This is a genomic window from Pantoea sp. WMus005, assembly GCF_013415305.1.
In the GTDB taxonomy this organism is placed as follows: Bacteria; Pseudomonadota; Gammaproteobacteria; order Enterobacterales; family Enterobacteriaceae; genus Pantoea; species Pantoea rara.
Genome location: NZ_JACBXU010000001.1, coordinates 1,341,424 through 1,356,549 on the forward strand (window position 1 = coordinate 1,341,424; position 15,126 = coordinate 1,356,549).

General features: G+C 55.8%; 11 protein-coding genes. 4 read left to right on the forward strand and 7 right to left on the reverse strand.

The window, feature by feature from the left end; translation table 11 throughout:
- Positions 1-38: 38 nt before the first annotated feature.
- From astB to HZZ01_RS06085, 4 genes are read right to left on the reverse strand one after another with little or no spacing between them, the layout of a single operon-like run.
- Positions 39-1,367, reverse strand: coding sequence for an N-succinylarginine dihydrolase (gene astB, locus HZZ01_RS06070; protein WP_179895917.1), 1,329 nt, complete (start codon positions 1,365-1,367; stop codon positions 39-41).
- Complete coding sequence (gene astD, locus HZZ01_RS06075; protein WP_179895918.1) at positions 1,364-2,833, reverse strand: succinylglutamate-semialdehyde dehydrogenase; 1,470 nt, start codon at positions 2,831-2,833, stop codon at positions 1,364-1,366. The genes astB and astD overlap by 4 nt, the downstream gene beginning before the upstream one ends.
- Complete coding sequence (gene astA / locus HZZ01_RS06080) at positions 2,830-3,861, reverse strand: arginine N-succinyltransferase (RefSeq protein ID WP_179895919.1); 1,032 nt, start codon at positions 3,859-3,861, stop codon at positions 2,830-2,832. The genes astD and astA overlap by 4 nt, the downstream gene beginning before the upstream one ends.
- A complete protein-coding gene (locus HZZ01_RS06085; protein WP_179895920.1) occupies positions 3,858-5,078 on the reverse strand; it encodes an aspartate aminotransferase family protein in 1,221 nt (406 codons plus the stop codon). Before HZZ01_RS06085 ends, astA begins: the two co-directional genes overlap by 4 nt.
- Positions 5,079-6,004: 926 nt before the next feature.
- Between HZZ01_RS06085 and HZZ01_RS06090 the strand changes: the two genes are divergently transcribed.
- On the forward strand, positions 6,005-7,078 hold the full coding sequence (locus HZZ01_RS06090) for a porin (protein WP_304622167.1): 1,074 nt from the start codon (positions 6,005-6,007) through the stop codon (positions 7,076-7,078).
- Positions 7,079-7,155: 77 nt separating this feature from the next.
- On the opposite strand, the gene HZZ01_RS06095 is transcribed toward HZZ01_RS06090, so the two are convergent.
- Complete coding sequence (locus HZZ01_RS06095; RefSeq protein ID WP_179895921.1) at positions 7,156-8,712, reverse strand: bifunctional diguanylate cyclase/phosphodiesterase; 1,557 nt, start codon at positions 8,710-8,712, stop codon at positions 7,156-7,158.
- Positions 8,713-9,237: 525 nt separating this feature from the next.
- On the opposite strand from HZZ01_RS06095, the gene HZZ01_RS06100 reads away from it, so the two are divergent.
- From HZZ01_RS06100 to HZZ01_RS06110, 3 genes are all read left to right on the forward strand, one after another.
- Positions 9,238-10,782 (forward strand): methyl-accepting chemotaxis protein, encoded by a 1,545-nt coding sequence (locus HZZ01_RS06100; RefSeq protein WP_179895922.1) that lies wholly within the window; start codon positions 9,238-9,240, stop codon positions 10,780-10,782.
- Positions 10,783-11,159: 377 nt separating this feature from the next.
- Positions 11,160-11,642: a MarR family winged helix-turn-helix transcriptional regulator gene (locus HZZ01_RS06105; protein WP_179895923.1), complete on the forward strand. Its 483-nt coding sequence runs from the start codon at positions 11,160-11,162 to the stop codon at positions 11,640-11,642.
- A gap of 91 nt (positions 11,643-11,733) precedes the next feature.
- Complete coding sequence (locus HZZ01_RS06110; protein WP_255434124.1) at positions 11,734-11,934, forward strand: hypothetical protein; 201 nt, start codon at positions 11,734-11,736, stop codon at positions 11,932-11,934.
- A gap of 167 nt (positions 11,935-12,101) precedes the next feature.
- Here HZZ01_RS06110 and HZZ01_RS06115 read toward each other — a convergent pair whose 3' ends face one another.
- Together HZZ01_RS06115 and HZZ01_RS06120 are read right to left on the reverse strand one after the other, a co-directional pair.
- Complete coding sequence (locus HZZ01_RS06115; protein WP_370463440.1) at positions 12,102-13,418, reverse strand: methyl-accepting chemotaxis protein; 1,317 nt, start codon at positions 13,416-13,418, stop codon at positions 12,102-12,104.
- A 161-nt stretch (positions 13,419-13,579) separates the two neighbouring features.
- Positions 13,580-15,013, reverse strand: coding sequence for a YchO/YchP family invasin (locus tag HZZ01_RS06120; protein WP_179895926.1), 1,434 nt, complete (start codon positions 15,011-15,013; stop codon positions 13,580-13,582).
- Between the last annotated feature and the right edge of the window lie 113 nt (positions 15,014-15,126).

Sequence of the window (15,126 nt, forward strand, 5' to 3'; positions counted from 1 at the left end):
CGCCCTGAGCAGATGGCAGACTGTGCTGTCCCCCTGCTTCACTGCTGAAATGCGTATACATTTCCTAAGTCTAGCAGCTTCGTCAGTTCATCCAGCGCGTCGCGTCCCTCACGCAGCAACTGTGGGTCGACCAGATCGGCCTGCGTCAGGCGATCGCGGTAATGACGGTCAACCCAGTTATTCAGTGTGCTGAAGAGCTTATCGTTCATCAGCACCGCCGGATTCACTGCCTGCTGCTCCTCTGGCGTCAGCACTACCCGCAAACGCAGGCAGGCTGGACCCCCTCCGTTATACATGCTTTCGCGCAGATCAAATACCTTCAGGGCTTTTAGTGGTGTATCAGCCTCGACCTGTTCACACAGGAAACGCCAGACTCCCGGATGCTGGCGTGACTCCTCCGGCAGCACCAGCATCATCGTGCCGTCAGGCCGGCTCAGCAGCTGGCTGTTAAACAGATAAGTCTCTACCGCATCTTTCACCGAGACCCGGTCTGCCGGCACTTCCAGTGCGACAAAACCGGGGACGCGCGCCCGAAGCTGCGCGAGCAGTTCAGGCTGATCAACAAAGGCGTGCTGATGGCAGAACAGCATCTGCTGGTTGCTGACCGCAATCACATCGTTATGAAACACGCCCTGATCGATCACCGCAGGATTCTGCTGAGCGAACAGTATGCTTTCGGGTGAGAGCTGATGCAGACGGGCTACCGCCTCGCTGGCCTCGCGGGTCTGACGCGCCGGATAACGCTGCGGCGCTTTGCCCTCATGGCTGTTGTCGCGACCATAGACAAACAGCTGCACGCCGCGTTCGCCATAGTCACCGCCGAGACGGTTATGGTTAGCCGCCCCTTCATCACCAAACATCGCCACCTGCGGCAGCGCATCGTGCACGGCAAAATGGCGATCGTCGCGGAAGATGGAACGCAGCAGCCACGCGGTTTCTGGCGCTTCCATCGCCCGGTGGAATTTGTTGTTCAGGTTTGCCACCGTCAGGTGAACACGGCCATCCAGACTGTCTGCGGACGGAGAAACCGTCGCGGCATTGGCAACCCACATCGCCGACGCAGAGCTGGCGGCGGAGAGTAATCCCGGTGCGGTTTTCCCGGCCGCCGCCAGCACCTGCTCATCGCTGCCGCTGAAGCCGAGCTGACGCAGCGCCGCAATATTCGGCCGCTCGTGCGGCGGGATCACTCCCTGTACGTAGCCCATATCGGCCAGCGCTTTCATCTTCAGCAACCCCTGCTTTGCCGCCAGACGGGGATTCGACGGCTGCAGCTGGTTGCGTGTCGAGGCTTCGTTTCCAAAAGACAGCCCGGCATAGTGGTGCGTTAATCCCACCAGCCCATCAAAGTTGGCTTCAGTTGCCTTCATGCGCTCTTCTCCGACGCGGAGAAATCAAGTCCCGGCGACAACGTGGCGGGCAGCGTCAGGTCCGGCGTCTCCAGTGAGGCCATCGGCCAGGCACAGTAGTCCGCCGCATACCAGGCGCTGGCACGATGGTTGCCCGAAGCCCCGATGCCACCAAACGGCGCGGTACTGGCCGCACCGGTCAGCGGTTTGTTCCAGTTGACGATACCGGCACGGGCTTCAAGCAGCAGCTGATCGAACTGCTGACGTGAAGGCGAGATTAAACCGCACGACAGGCCGTAACGGGTCTGGTTCGCCAGCGCAATCGCCTCGTCAAAGGTGTCATAGCGGATTACGCCGAGTAGCGGGCCAAAGACCTCTTCATCCGGGATACCCGGCACACCGGTTAAATCGATAATGCCCGGTGTAAGAATGGCGCTGTGACGATCCGGCCAGCGCATCGCCAGCAGCACCTCGCCACCCGCATCAACCCGCTGTTGCCACTCACTCATGATCTTCTCTGCCGCGCCCGTAGAAATCACGCTACCCATAAAGGGTTGAGGCTCAGCATTCCAGGCGGCCGGTTGCAGTCGTCCAGCGACCTCTGCCAGCCGCTGCAGAAATGCATCGCCCACCCCTCCACGTTTGACCAGCAGACGCCGGGCGCAGGTGCAGCGCTGACCGGCGGTAATAAAGGCTGACTGCAATGTAATGTTAACGGCCGCATCCAGGTCAGCCGGATCTTCCACAATCAGAGCGTTGTTACCGCCCATTTCCAGCGCCAGCATCTTCTCAGGCTGACCGGCAAACTGGCGATGCAACTGATAGCCGGTATGGGCACTGCCGGTAAACAGCAGGCCATCGATCTGGCTACAATTAGCCAGCGCCTGGCCGGTTTCACGTCCGCCCTGTAACAGCGCCAGCACACCAGCAGGCAGGCCCGCAGCCAGCCAGATTTCAACCGTTTTCTCGGCGGTTAGCGGCGTCAGTTCACTGGGTTTAAAGACCACGCAGTTGCCCGCCAGCAGCGCCGGAACGATATGGCCGTTTGGCAGATGGCCGGGGAAATTATAGGGACCAAATACCGCCAGCACGCCATGCGGGCGATGGCGCAGCGAGCTTTCGCCCTCATGCTGCTCACCGGTGCGGCTATGGTACGCCTTCACCGAAAAGCCAATTTTATTGATCATCGCACCGACTTCGGTCAGGGCTTCCCAGCGTGGCTTGCCGGTTTCACGGGCAATAGTTTCTGCCAGTTCCGTCTTGTGGGCCTCAAGTCCGGCCGCAAATTTTTCAATGATGACCTGCCGCTCCGCCAGCGGGCATCTGGCCCAGCCCGGAAAGGCCGCGCGCGCTGCGTCACAAGCGGCCGTGACCTGTGCTACTGATGCCGCCTGGCCCTGCCATAACGTTTCACCGCTGACCGGATCCGCTTTAGTCAGGACTTCTGCGTCACCTTCCAGCCATTCTCCCTTTATCAGGTGCGTCATGCTGTTTTCTCCTCTTTGCAGAGCGTCACTACGCGCAGGCTGTCGCCCGGCTGACAGTGGAGCGCCCGCATCTGTTCATCCGTAAGTTGCACGCTGTCGCTGTCGGCATTGGCCGGGATCAGCACCACACGGAACTGGCGGTAATTGTTATTGGCAACCAGGCAGAGCGGCGCATCCGCCGGATTTTGACCCCTTTCTGCGCTGCGCAGACGGCTTTTACGTATGGCGCGGATGTGATTGATATCGCACTCCAGCGTCGGGCCGCCATCAAAAATGTCAACATAGTTGAGGTAACGGAAGCCTTCGGCTTCCAGCACAGCACGGGCAGGAGCCGTTTGTGGGTGCACCTGTCCGATGACCGCCTGCGCCTCTGGCGTCAGGTAGTCGATATAGAGCGGATGCTTCGGCATCAGTTCAGCAATAAAGGATTTCTGGCCAGTGCCGCTAAGAAAATCGGCTTTGCTGAATTCCATTGAGAAGAAGCGACTGCCCACGCTCTCCCAGAATGGCGAATGCCCATGCTCATCGCTGATACCACGCATCTCAGCCACCACCCGGTCGGTGAAGCGCTCGCGGAAATTAGCCATAAACAGGAAGCGGGACTTCGAAAGCAGATAGCCATTTTTGCCGTCACGGTAGTCGGGATCGAGAAACAGCGTGCAGAGCTCACTGCTGCCGGTGTGATCATTACTTAGCGACAGGGTTGGCAGCGCGGCGTAGACATTCAGCTCTTTCGAGGCGTGCACCTGTGTACCGACGCGGAAATTGTACCAGGGATCCTGCAGGCCGACTGCCACCTCAATGGCGCAGATGCCGACAGCACGGTTATCTTCACTGTCTGCCAGCACAAAGACATAGCCCTGTTCAGCGCGGGGCAGCGCATCCTCCCAGGTCTGCAGCGATCGATCGATACGCGCCTGTAACGTGGCGCTATCAACGGGCAGCGAGGTCAGCCCGCCTCCGGTTTTGCCGGCCAGAGCCATCAGCTGGCTTAAGTCATCGCGTTCAACCGGACGGATGACCATCATGATGCAGACCCTCGTACCAGGCGTTCACACACCTCAGCAAAGCGTGCCATACCCAGCCTGACTTCCTGCTCACTGATATTCAGTGCCGGGGCAAAACGCACGACATTGGCACCGGCAATCAGCACCATCACACCCATCTCCGCGGCGGCCAGGTTAATCTCTTTGGCTTTACCGGCAAAGTTGTCGCTCAGTACTGCACCAATCAGCAGGCCCAGACCGCGCACTTCTTTAAACAGATGCAGACGCTGGTTGATCTCATCCAGAGCCGCAACAATCCACTCGTGACGCTGCGTAACACCGGTCATCATTTCAGGCTGATTGATCAGTTCCATCACTTTACCGGCCACCGCACCCGCCAGCGGATTGCCGCCGTAAGTCGTGCCGTGAGTGCCCACGCCCATCACCATCGCCAGATCTTCGCGGGTCAGCATCGCCCCAATGGGGAAACCGCCGCCCAGCGCTTTGGCGCTGGTGAGGACATCCGGCGTGACACCATAATGCATATAGGCGTAAAGCGAGCCGGTGCGGCCAACGCCGCTCTGCACTTCATCAAAAATCAGCACGGCCTGATGCTTATCACAGAGTTCACGCAGTCCACGCAGAAACGCCGGATCGGCAGGCAGCACGCCGCCCTCACCCTGAATCGGTTCAACAATAACCGCGCAGGTGTGGTCATTAATCAGTTCAGCCGCCGCAGCCAGATCGTTAAATGGCGCATGCTGGATTTCGGGCGGCAGCGGTGCAAAATCTTTTGAGTAAGCGGGCTGACCACCGGCTGATACGGTAAACAGGGTGCGGCCGTGAAATGCATTCTTAAACGCCACAATGCCACTTTTATGTGGGCCGACACGGTCATGCGCGACTTTACGCGCCAGTTTCAGTGCCGCTTCGTTCGCTTCTGCACCGGAGTTACAGAAGAACACCCGGTCAGCAAAGGTCGCGTCAATCAACTGCTTTGCCAGTCGCAGGATGGGTTCATTGGTGTAGCCATTACCGGTGTGCCATAAACGTGCGGCCTGGTCCTGCAACGCCTGTTGTAACGCCGGATGCGCATGCCCTAACGCATTGACGGCAATGCCACCAGCAAAGTCGATATAATCTTTGCCGTTTTGATCCCATACAGTAGAGCCTTCCGCGCGAACCGGTATAAAGGTCGCAGGTGCATAAACCGGCATCATCCATTGATCGAAATCGTGACGTGAAACGTGCAGTGCCATAACCCACTCTCCTGCTTTTCTTTACCGGCCAGGTAAAGCTTATGTTTTAAAATTGTTAAAGGATGTTGTAATGCAGCCCTACTGTAGAGTGCAGTTAACGTGCCAGCCAGAGAATTAATGCATAAAATGATCTTCATAACGAAATATCAATAGGTTACACGCTGACAATATTCACTTAATTTGCATACATAGTGAATAATTGTCTGATTGCACCGGCAAAACGGGGTTTTAAATAGCGGAATTATGCATTCGCGGGATGAAATATCGCTTTTGTGATCGCTGATAAACTATCTCTCCAGAAAAGCCCATCTGACGCCCTGTTTTCGCGCAGTTTGCCTCACGCTGGTGCAGTGCCTGATCGGTGAGTCAGCTGAAAAAAGGAAAACTGGCTAACAAGCGTTAACACGCTTTACCTTTCTGTCTGGCGGCAGTCGTACGACTCCGCACGTCTTACTGCGGTTAAATTTTCGCCTAAAAGATCATTATTTAACCATGCCGGACTGGGTTATTTCAGACGTGATTATTTGAACCGATAATATTATTCATGAAAAAATGAACAAATATTAATATGCATGCTAATGGTTAGAGAAAAAACATTATTTTTTACGGTTTACAGCCGATGAGCCATAATTAAATCCGCGAGTAGATTGATTTAAAATCGTACAGTGAAAACTTTTACTTATCGCCTGAGATTATTTAACTGCATTGATAATTATAGAAAAAATAGAAATATTTTACATTTAAACCAGAATAAAATCTTATTACGCCGTTATTCAATCTGCTTTTTTGATGCTTATCAGCCAGCTGAATATAAAAATCACAATTTGTTACTTATATTCCACTTTGTAAATTTATCTTTTTGTGTCATTTTCTTTTCACCCCGAAAACAGGGGAATAATAATTAATGAATACAGGGTAATAATTAAATGATGAAGCGCACTTTACTGGCGGCTGTGATGCCGTTACTGATTGGCCTCTCCTCGACGCAGGCCGCAGAAGTTTATAACAAGGATGGCAATAAGCTGGATCTGGTTGGCAAGATTAACGTGTCACACCTCTTTTCTGACGACGAAAAAAACAATGGTGACACCTCTTCTTATGCCCGCTTTGGTTTCAAAGGCGAGACTAAGATTACTGACCAGCTCACCGGCTACGGTTTCTGGCAGTATCAGTACAGCCTTCACAACTCCGAAGGGAGTGACGCACAGGCCACTAACCGTACCCGTCTGGGCTATGCCGGCCTGAAATTTGGTAAGGCGGGTTCGCTGGATTATGGCCGTAACTATGGCCTGGTGTATGACGCACTGAGCTACACCGATATGCTGCCGTTCTTTGGCGGTGACTCCGGTTATACCGACGCCTTCCTCTCAGGCCGCTCAACCGGCGTGCTGACCTGGCGAAACAGCAATTTCTTTGGCCTGGTCGATGGATTAAACCTTGCCGCGCAGTATCAGGGCAAAAACGATCGCAGCAGTAATATCGACGGTGTGCGTCGCGGCAATGGCGATGGTTTCGCCCTCTCCGCCTCTTATGACTTCGACTTCGGCCTGAGCTTCGCTGGCGCGTTTGCCAGCCTGGATCGCACCACGGCGCAAAACGCGGCCGCTCGCGGTGAAGGCGAGAAAGCCCAGCACTGGGCGACGTCGGTCAAATATGATGCGAACCAGGTTTATCTGGCCGCGATGTACGGAGAAACCCTGAACGCCACGCCGATTGTGGGCGGCTTCGCTAACAAAGCGCAGAACGTTGAAGCCGTGGCACAGTATCAGTTCCTGAACGGCTTCCGACCGTCCGTGGGTTACGTCTCATCAAAGGGCAAAGAGATTGAAAATATCGGCGATGCCGACATCATTAAATACACCGCCGTGGGTGCCACCTACTACTTCAATAAGAACATGTCGGTGTACGGTGAATACCGTATCAACCTGTTGAAAGACAACAATCCGCTCGGTCTGGCGACCGACGATATTACCGCGCTGGGTCTGATTTATCAGTTCTGATGAGACAGCGGGCCCGGCACTTTTCGCCTGGCCCGCTTATTGCCTCATGCCAGGCCACAGACAATGCCACGCGGCTTTTAGCCGAGCGCCCTGACTAAGCTGACGGCCACCGCCTCTTCCTGCATCAACTCTTCTACATTGGCGGATGCCAGCAGCGTCGTAGCCTGCCCGGCAGGTATCGGACGGCTAAAGAGATAGCCCTGTCCGTAATCACAGCCGCGCTTTCTCAGCCACCTTAGCGTGGCGACATCTTCTATGCCCTCTGCCGTAATCACCACATTCAGTCCCTGACAGAGCGCCAGCAGCGTTTCCACCACTTTTCGCTGCTCCACTCCGGTTACGATCCCGGCGATAAACGACTGATCAATCTTGATTTTAGTAATACCCAACCCCAGCAATGCCGACAGGTTTGAATAGCCCGTTCCGAAATCATCCAGCACCACCCCGATGCCTGACGCTTTCAGCAGACGAATCGCCTCGCGGGCGTCATCAGAAATCGCCATGACGTTCTGTTCGGTGATTTCAAGTTCCAGCATGACCGGCCCGGCTTGCTGCATAATCCCGGATAAACAGGTGGTCAGCGCCGGTCTCAGCAGCTGCTCTGGGGTAATGTTCAGCGACAGGCAGAGCCCGGCTGGCCATGCCCGGGTGGCACTGACGGCATCCTGCAGCAGCGCCACGGTCATGCTGTCCATCAACCCCAGCCGCTCTACTACCGGCAGAAATTCAGCGGGTGAGACTGTCTGGCCCGACGCCGTGATCCAGCGCGCCAGTATCTCAAAGCCGGTAATATTCCCGGTGCGCAGTGATACCAGTGGCTGCAGAAAGGGAACGATGGCATGACCGCTTACCGCGGCAACGACCTCCTGCTCCAGTCTTTCCCGCTGGCGAAAGCGCAGCTCCATGTCCGGTGAGAATCGGGCCAGATAAGAGCACTTATCCTGCTTCGCCTCGTACAACGCCAGGTCTGCCGCCCGCACGACATCAGCCTGGCCGGTGCAGGCTGAGCTGGCAATGCCAGCAGAAAGACTCAGGAAGGTGTGTGGCCCCGTCCGGATAGATGCCGCATGCTGGCAGAAAATTTCGGCGGCGGCCAGCGCCTGTTCAGCCTGTGAAGTGTCGGCAACAATGGCAAATTCATCCCCGCCGATCCGAAATACCTGACTCCCGCTGCCCGCCGTGGCGGTCAGCAGATCGGCCAGTGCGACCAGCGTGGTATCACCCTGACGATGACCATTCAGGTCATTGATACTTTTAAAGTCATTGATATCGAGCAGCGTCAGGGTAAAGGGCGTACCGCTGGCATCAAGCGCAGCAATGTGTGCACTAAACGCGCGACGGTTCATGACGCCCGTCAGGGCATCGGTTCCGGCTAACCTGAGCGCATTTTTTTCCGCGGCCAGGATTTTACGGATCAGGCCCGCAATAAGCAGCGCCGGAATAATCATGGCCAGTCCAGCAAATGAGGAGGAGGTCAGGATAAACCTCAGCCGCTCGCTGGTTTCAAAATTAGTATCGTAGCTCAGACCCAGCAGGCTGGAGATCTGCGCCTCCAGCCCGCATTCCCACAGCGTGGAAAGTAAAATGATGGTCGCAATATTCAGCATTGCGAGCCAGAAAAGTTTCAGGCGCATGCGTTAGTTCCCGGTGATGGCAAGGTCAGACTGTTGTTTTAATTGTCAGTAAAAACCGGGGTGTACTGCTTATAGCCTGTCAGCAAAGCTGCCGACAATAATCACCCCGTGGTATTTCTACTCATAGCATTCGCGCGTTCTCAGCCGCCTTTCGGCAGCAAGGCTAACGACTGGCGGAGCCGCGCTTATGTCGGTTCCATCATCATTCCGCTAAGTGTTCTATCGGCAGCGCGGGCAAAATTAACAGGCCCGTCCAGTTAATTTTGTGCATTTCAGCTGTTCTGGCTGGCTCAGTGAAGCGCCAAAAGGGTCACGATCTCCAGACGATAAAAGTCGGATAATCAGTCTATTGAAGGGAATTCCAGCCCCACCATCGCCCATCCTTTACTGACCTAAAACGATGAAAATGAGTGTGATTTTTATTATGCAAAATTAAATCGTGCGCTATTAAATTAACTGTAACCCTCCAGAATCCTTTTCGCCTGCCGATATCGTGGTACTCAATAGACTTTCCCGGAAAGAACGATGAAAATTTCAACGCGCCTTGGCGCAGGTTTTGGCTTGCTTATTCTCCTGTTTGTTATCTGTGTGGGTACTGCGATTCATGCGCTGAATAGCGCCCGCAACAGTATGGACGAGGTGGTCAATGTCCGGCTGAATAAGTACCAGACTGTACTGGATATGCGAGGCGGCGTGCGGGATATGGCCATTGCGGTGCGTAACCTTGCCCTGATGACCGATCCGATCGCGATGAAGCCAGAGTGGGAACGTCTGCAAAAACAGCGGGCACTTTATATCCGCAACCGCGAAGAACTTTCGCGCATGATGCAGGCGGATGGCGGTGAGGATGGACAGGAGGCGATGAGCCGAATCATGTCCACTGAAGAGGCCGCCCTCTCCACCCTGATGACCGCAGGGAAACTGGGGCTGGAAAATCGTCAACAGGAGGTCACTGGCTATCTGTTAACCGTCGCACGCCCCGCTCAGCAGAGTCTGCTAAAGGCAATCAACGATCTGACCGAGCTTGAGATGCGTAACAATCGGAATGCCGTTACAGACAACGCCAGTGCGATCACTCGCACCACCTGGATACTGATTATTCTGGCGGCGCTCTCCATGCTGGCGGCGGTCATCACCTGTGTATTGATTGCGCGGATTCTGATGCGTCAGCTGGGTGGGGAACCAGGCCAGGCTCAGACACTGGCTGCGGCGATTGCCGCGGGCGATCTGACGTCGCCGGTCACGCTGCGTCGGGGTGACAGCACCAGCCTGCTTGCCTCGTTAAGCGGTATGCAGACCAACCTGCGCGGGCTTGTGACGCAAATCAAGGACGCCTCTGCCTCCGTCGCGCTGGCGGCCGATGAGATTTCGCAGGGCAACACCGAGCTGTCATCCCGGACTGAGCAGCAGGCTGCTGCGCTGCAGGAAACCGCCGCCAGCATGGAACAGCTCACCGCCACGGTGAAAAGCAACGCAGCAGGCGCGCAGCAGACGGCGGGCTCAGCGCGCGAGGCCGCCACGCTGGCCCATGCAGGTGAAGCAGATGTTCACCGCCTGTCGGAAACGATGCATGACATTTCTCTGAGTGCCGTTAAGGTGCGCGACATCACGTCGGTGATCGAAGGCATTGCTTTCCAGACCAATATTCTGGCGCTCAACGCCGCCGTCGAAGCGGCGCGCGCCGGTGAAGATGGCCGCGGCTTTGCCGTGGTCGCGGGGGAAGTCCGATCGCTGGCCCAGCGCAGTGCCACCGCAGCGCGCGATATCAAGCAGCTGATTGAGCAGGCCGTAACCCAGGTCGAGGAGGGTGTGACGGTGGCATCCGGAACGGGTGAGCGCATCCTGAAGATTGTCAGTCGCGTGGGTGAACTGGCCGATGCCATGGACAACCTCGCCCTCTCTTCCGGTGAACAGATGCAGGGCATCTCCCAGGTCAGTATTGCGGTGAGTCAGATGGATGGCGTCACCCAAAACAACGCCGCGCTGGTAGAGGAGTCCTCTTCTGCATCACAGTCACTGCTGGGCCAGGCGCGCGACCTGCGCGGCATGGTTGAGACCTTTACGGTGTAGGCCTTTCCGGGGGCACACCGCACCGCGGGGACGGCTGTCATCACAGGTCGATAACGGGTGTGGTGTGATGAAACCAGCCTGGGTTAAACGCTGAAATTTTGCAGTCTGTGTTGCACGCTTGTGCACAATGCACGCAAGGGTTGCGGCCGGTTATATTGACTTCAATTTAGTTTGACTCAATACTGTGTCACCTTGCAATCGGAGGCGCAGATCAGGGCTTTTCACGCGGCCGCGATAGCGCTTAAAGGTCTGGTGTCTGACACCAGAAAAGAGATGCTGCCGCAATGGCCATCTCCCCGAGACACTTAGCGAGACTTCACGGCTGGCAAACCACCTGTAGTCTGGCTGTCCCCCCGGACTCAGAATGAGTTAACAATATGAATGATGAAACTGCGGGGATCTCTGATACGCCTCCCGCCAGTGCAGCGCCTGAAACCATCGACCAGTTTCTCTGTTTTGCGCTCTATTCCGCCTCACTTGCCATGACAAAGCTCTATCAATCACGGCTGAAACCGCTGGGACTGACCTATCCGCAGTATCTGGTGCTGCTGGTGCTGTGGGAAAAAGATTACCTGACCGTCTCTGATATTGGTGCACGTGTCCGGCTCGATTCCGGCACGCTCAGCCAGCTTCTGAAGCGACTGGAGAGCGCAGGCATTATCTGCCGTCAGCGTGACACCGGAAATGATGAGCGCCGGGTGTTCATCTCTCTGACGGAACAGGGTCACGCGCTTAAAATCGCGGCGGCGGGCGTCCCGGCTGATATGGTCTCGGTGATGGATACCGACTGTAATGAGCTGGGCGAACTGACGGCTCAGGTAGCCACGCTGCGTGAAAAACTGCTTAGGGCCCTGCCATGAAACGGGTTGTAGATAAACGTGTGGACAGGCTGAATAGTCAGCGAGTTCCTTCATGCGCTGTTCAGCCAGACTGTCACCGCTGGAGTTTCTTTTGAGTACCGATAAACCGGCGGATATGGATGACGTCCATGCCGTGGTAGGCCATGCTGTATCCAGTCTGCTGAAGTCAGGCAAGACGGCAGGCATACAGGAAATAATCACGTTTCTTCAGCATCAGCAGGCGCGGTCGGTCAACGGTCAGAGAGAGGTCTACGCCAGGGCCGTTCGCATTGTGACGAACATGATTAACTGACGGTTTCATCGCGTGCAGCACTAAGGCTTCGGGTCGCCCTGCCCGCTGCCGCGCATTCCGGGCGGGTTACCCTATGCTCAATGAGCGGCCTTTCTGGCCTCTCATTCTTATCTGTCAGGGCTACGCATCCAGCGGCCCTGTTTATCTGAACAGTTTAACGGCTATTCTTATTCGCCATGTGCCGCCCGGGCAACCTCTCTGACGGCGGTTTCTACCCGCTCTGAATCTTTCTGAATGCTGGCAATTACTTCTCCGGCTTCACGCATCAGCATCACCCCCTGGCCCGTATTCGCCAGCGAGCTTTCAATGCCGCGGAGCACCTCTCTGGCCAGCTGATTATTTCCTGCGACCACCTGTTCGATCTCCTCAGTCGCACTACTGACGCTGGCGGCCAGGCTACGGACTTCTGCCGCCACGACCGCAAAACTCCGGCCTGACGTGCCTGCCCGTGCGGCCTCAATGGCAGCATTCAGTGCAATAAGCCGTGTCTGCATGGCAAAACGCCTGATGGTTTCAACCATGCCGTCAATGCTGTCAGACTGGCTGTTAAGGCGTGTGACAACCGTCGAAACGCCGTTCATCTCTTCAGCAATCCGGTTGATCATCTGAATACTGTTGTCGATAACATCCGCGCCTGCCTGTGCGCTTCCCCGCGTCTGAACGGCCATGTTCCAGGCCTTTAACGCCGCATCATATTCCTGTTGATTACGCAGCACCTGTTCCGTCACATCAGTGGCAAATTTAACGATTTTGGTAAGCTGACCGTCACTGTTAAAAACAGGATTGTAAGTTGCCCTGAGCCAGAGAGGCTCGCCACGCCGGTTAAGGCGCGGAAACTGACCCGAGAAGAATTCGCCCTGATTCAGCCTTGCCCAGAACTGACGGTACTCCTCGCTCTGAGAGAGCGCTTCTGAACAGAAAAGCCGGTGATGCTGCCCTATAACCTCAGCAGCCTGATAGCCTGTAGCCTGAAGAAAGTTTTCATTTGCCTCCAGCACCTGCCCGTCAGGGCTAAAGGCGATCATCGCCATAGAGCGGCTGATCGCATTAATGATCGACGCCTGTTCCAGGGATGCGTGCATCCGCTCCGTAATATCAGCGGCGATTTTAATAATTTTGTAGACTCTGCCGCGTCGGTCAGTGACCGGAATATAGCTTGCCTCCAGCCAGACCGGCCGCATACCTTTCGCCAGCCGAAGAAATTTATCACTGAAACTTTCGCCTGCCGCCAGACGCTGCCAGAAGCGTTGATATTCTGGCGAATTCACCAGCGCGGCTGGACAGAACATGCTGTGATGCTGACCCACGATTTCGTCTGACCGGTATCCGATGGTCGACAGAAATAGCGGGCTGGCTTCCTTAATTATGCCGGCAGGCGTGAATTCAATAACGGCCATAGTGCGTGCCAGCGAACGGAACGACGCGGCAGAATGCAGGCCACACTGAATAAGAAAAGAAGGGAGGAGATATTTCAGTAAATTCATGCGCATCAGCAAAACCAGAAGGAGTAGGAATTGCTATAGTTATCGGCTTTGATGCGTCGGCCATTATGCATCGCTGTGATAGTTACGGTTGATGATTGCAACACAATATTACCGCTGTAACACTCCCCCACGTTTGCCCATTATCACGACAGATTTGCCCGCTAGAGCGCCGTGCCAGCAGGTGCCATCAGATCATAGCGATCGTTCTGCGGGGTCGCGTCCATCGCCATCGGCGGCTCTACTTTCAGGGTGATCCAGTTAGAGGTCACACGCTGCTGCCTGCTGTCCTCCAGAGTCACAGAGAGGCGATATTCGTTGCTGGCTTCCGGTGCCGGATCCCACTGCGGTAAAATCACACTCCAGCCCTGCGGATCGGCATTATTGGCCGGGGGCGTCAGGCTCAGCGCCTGCGTATCGCCCTGCCAGCTCACCGCTTTGATGTCATTGCTGGCGCGCACCTGCAGCTTCAGCGGCAGACTCTCGCCACTGCTCAGCTGCCAGGGCGGGGTCGCCAGAAATACGGAGAGCGTTTTGCGCTGACGGAATGAGAGCACCGGCGTATCACTGCGGGTCACGGTATCATAACGGCTGCCGCGCAGGGAGCGCGCCTCAGCAACATTACCGGCATCAAGCTGACGGCTCAGCGCCACGCCGAAGCGATAATTGAGTTTCAGCCCCAGCTGATCCTGGCTTTCACCGGCGCTACTGGTTTTGTGCGTGGCGGATAAGGTGACCAGCGGCACTGGCGTGTAGGAGAGGCCAAACGACATCGCGGAGGGGTTGTGATAACGGTTGCCACTGTTAAACAGATCGACATTCTCACCCAGATATTGCTGATAGCTCACCGAGACGCCAAGCTGACGATAAAAAGGCAGATAGCTCTGGCTGGTGATGTCATAGCCGCGCGCCATGCGCTGCTGCTGGGAGTCATTCAGATTTTTCCAGTCGGAAAGCGGCTGATAATAGTTGGCAGAAAAACGCAACGAATCGCTCCACGCCTCCGTACCTACAGAGGCGCGCTGCAGGCCGCTGCTGAATGTGCGGTCGATAAAACCGTTATAGCCCAGCAGCCAGTTACCCGCGTCCCAGCGTTGTCCCAGTCCCGCATTGCCAACCAGACCATCATCGGTATCGTGCAGGCCAAGCTGACTGAAGGTGAGCAGGCTGTTTTCATCGGCCAGGGCGCTGAAGAGATCGCCACCCGTGCCCGCGAAGTTCCCGTTCATATCGACTTTCAGGTCCAGCTGCGCGTTGCCATAAGGCGACAGCAGTGACTGCCCTTCACTCTCAACCCGACCGGCCACTTCATCACGCAGATGATTGAAGGCCCAGACGCCCGCCTGCTGGCCAAACGTCACATTACTGTCGCTGTTGTTACTGGCCTCACCAATACTTTTGGCTACGGCTGCCAGCTTTTTGCTCCACTCTTCATCCTGATCGCTGACACCGCCGAGCGTCGGCAGCGATTCACTGTAGCGCGCCGGATCGTCGAATGGCGTCTCAGACACCGCCGTTTCGGTCTGGAAGGCGCGGGCGCTCTGCGTGGCAGTCAGCGACAGCGCAATTAAAGAGAGAACCCCTGTTTTCCGTATCATGTCACCCGGTATGTTGATTAGTTCGTTGCTGCGATTAAAGACAAATCATCAGCACTTACCTTAACATATTGTGACGGCGATGCAGGACAGCAGCGGCAAATTGTGCATATCCC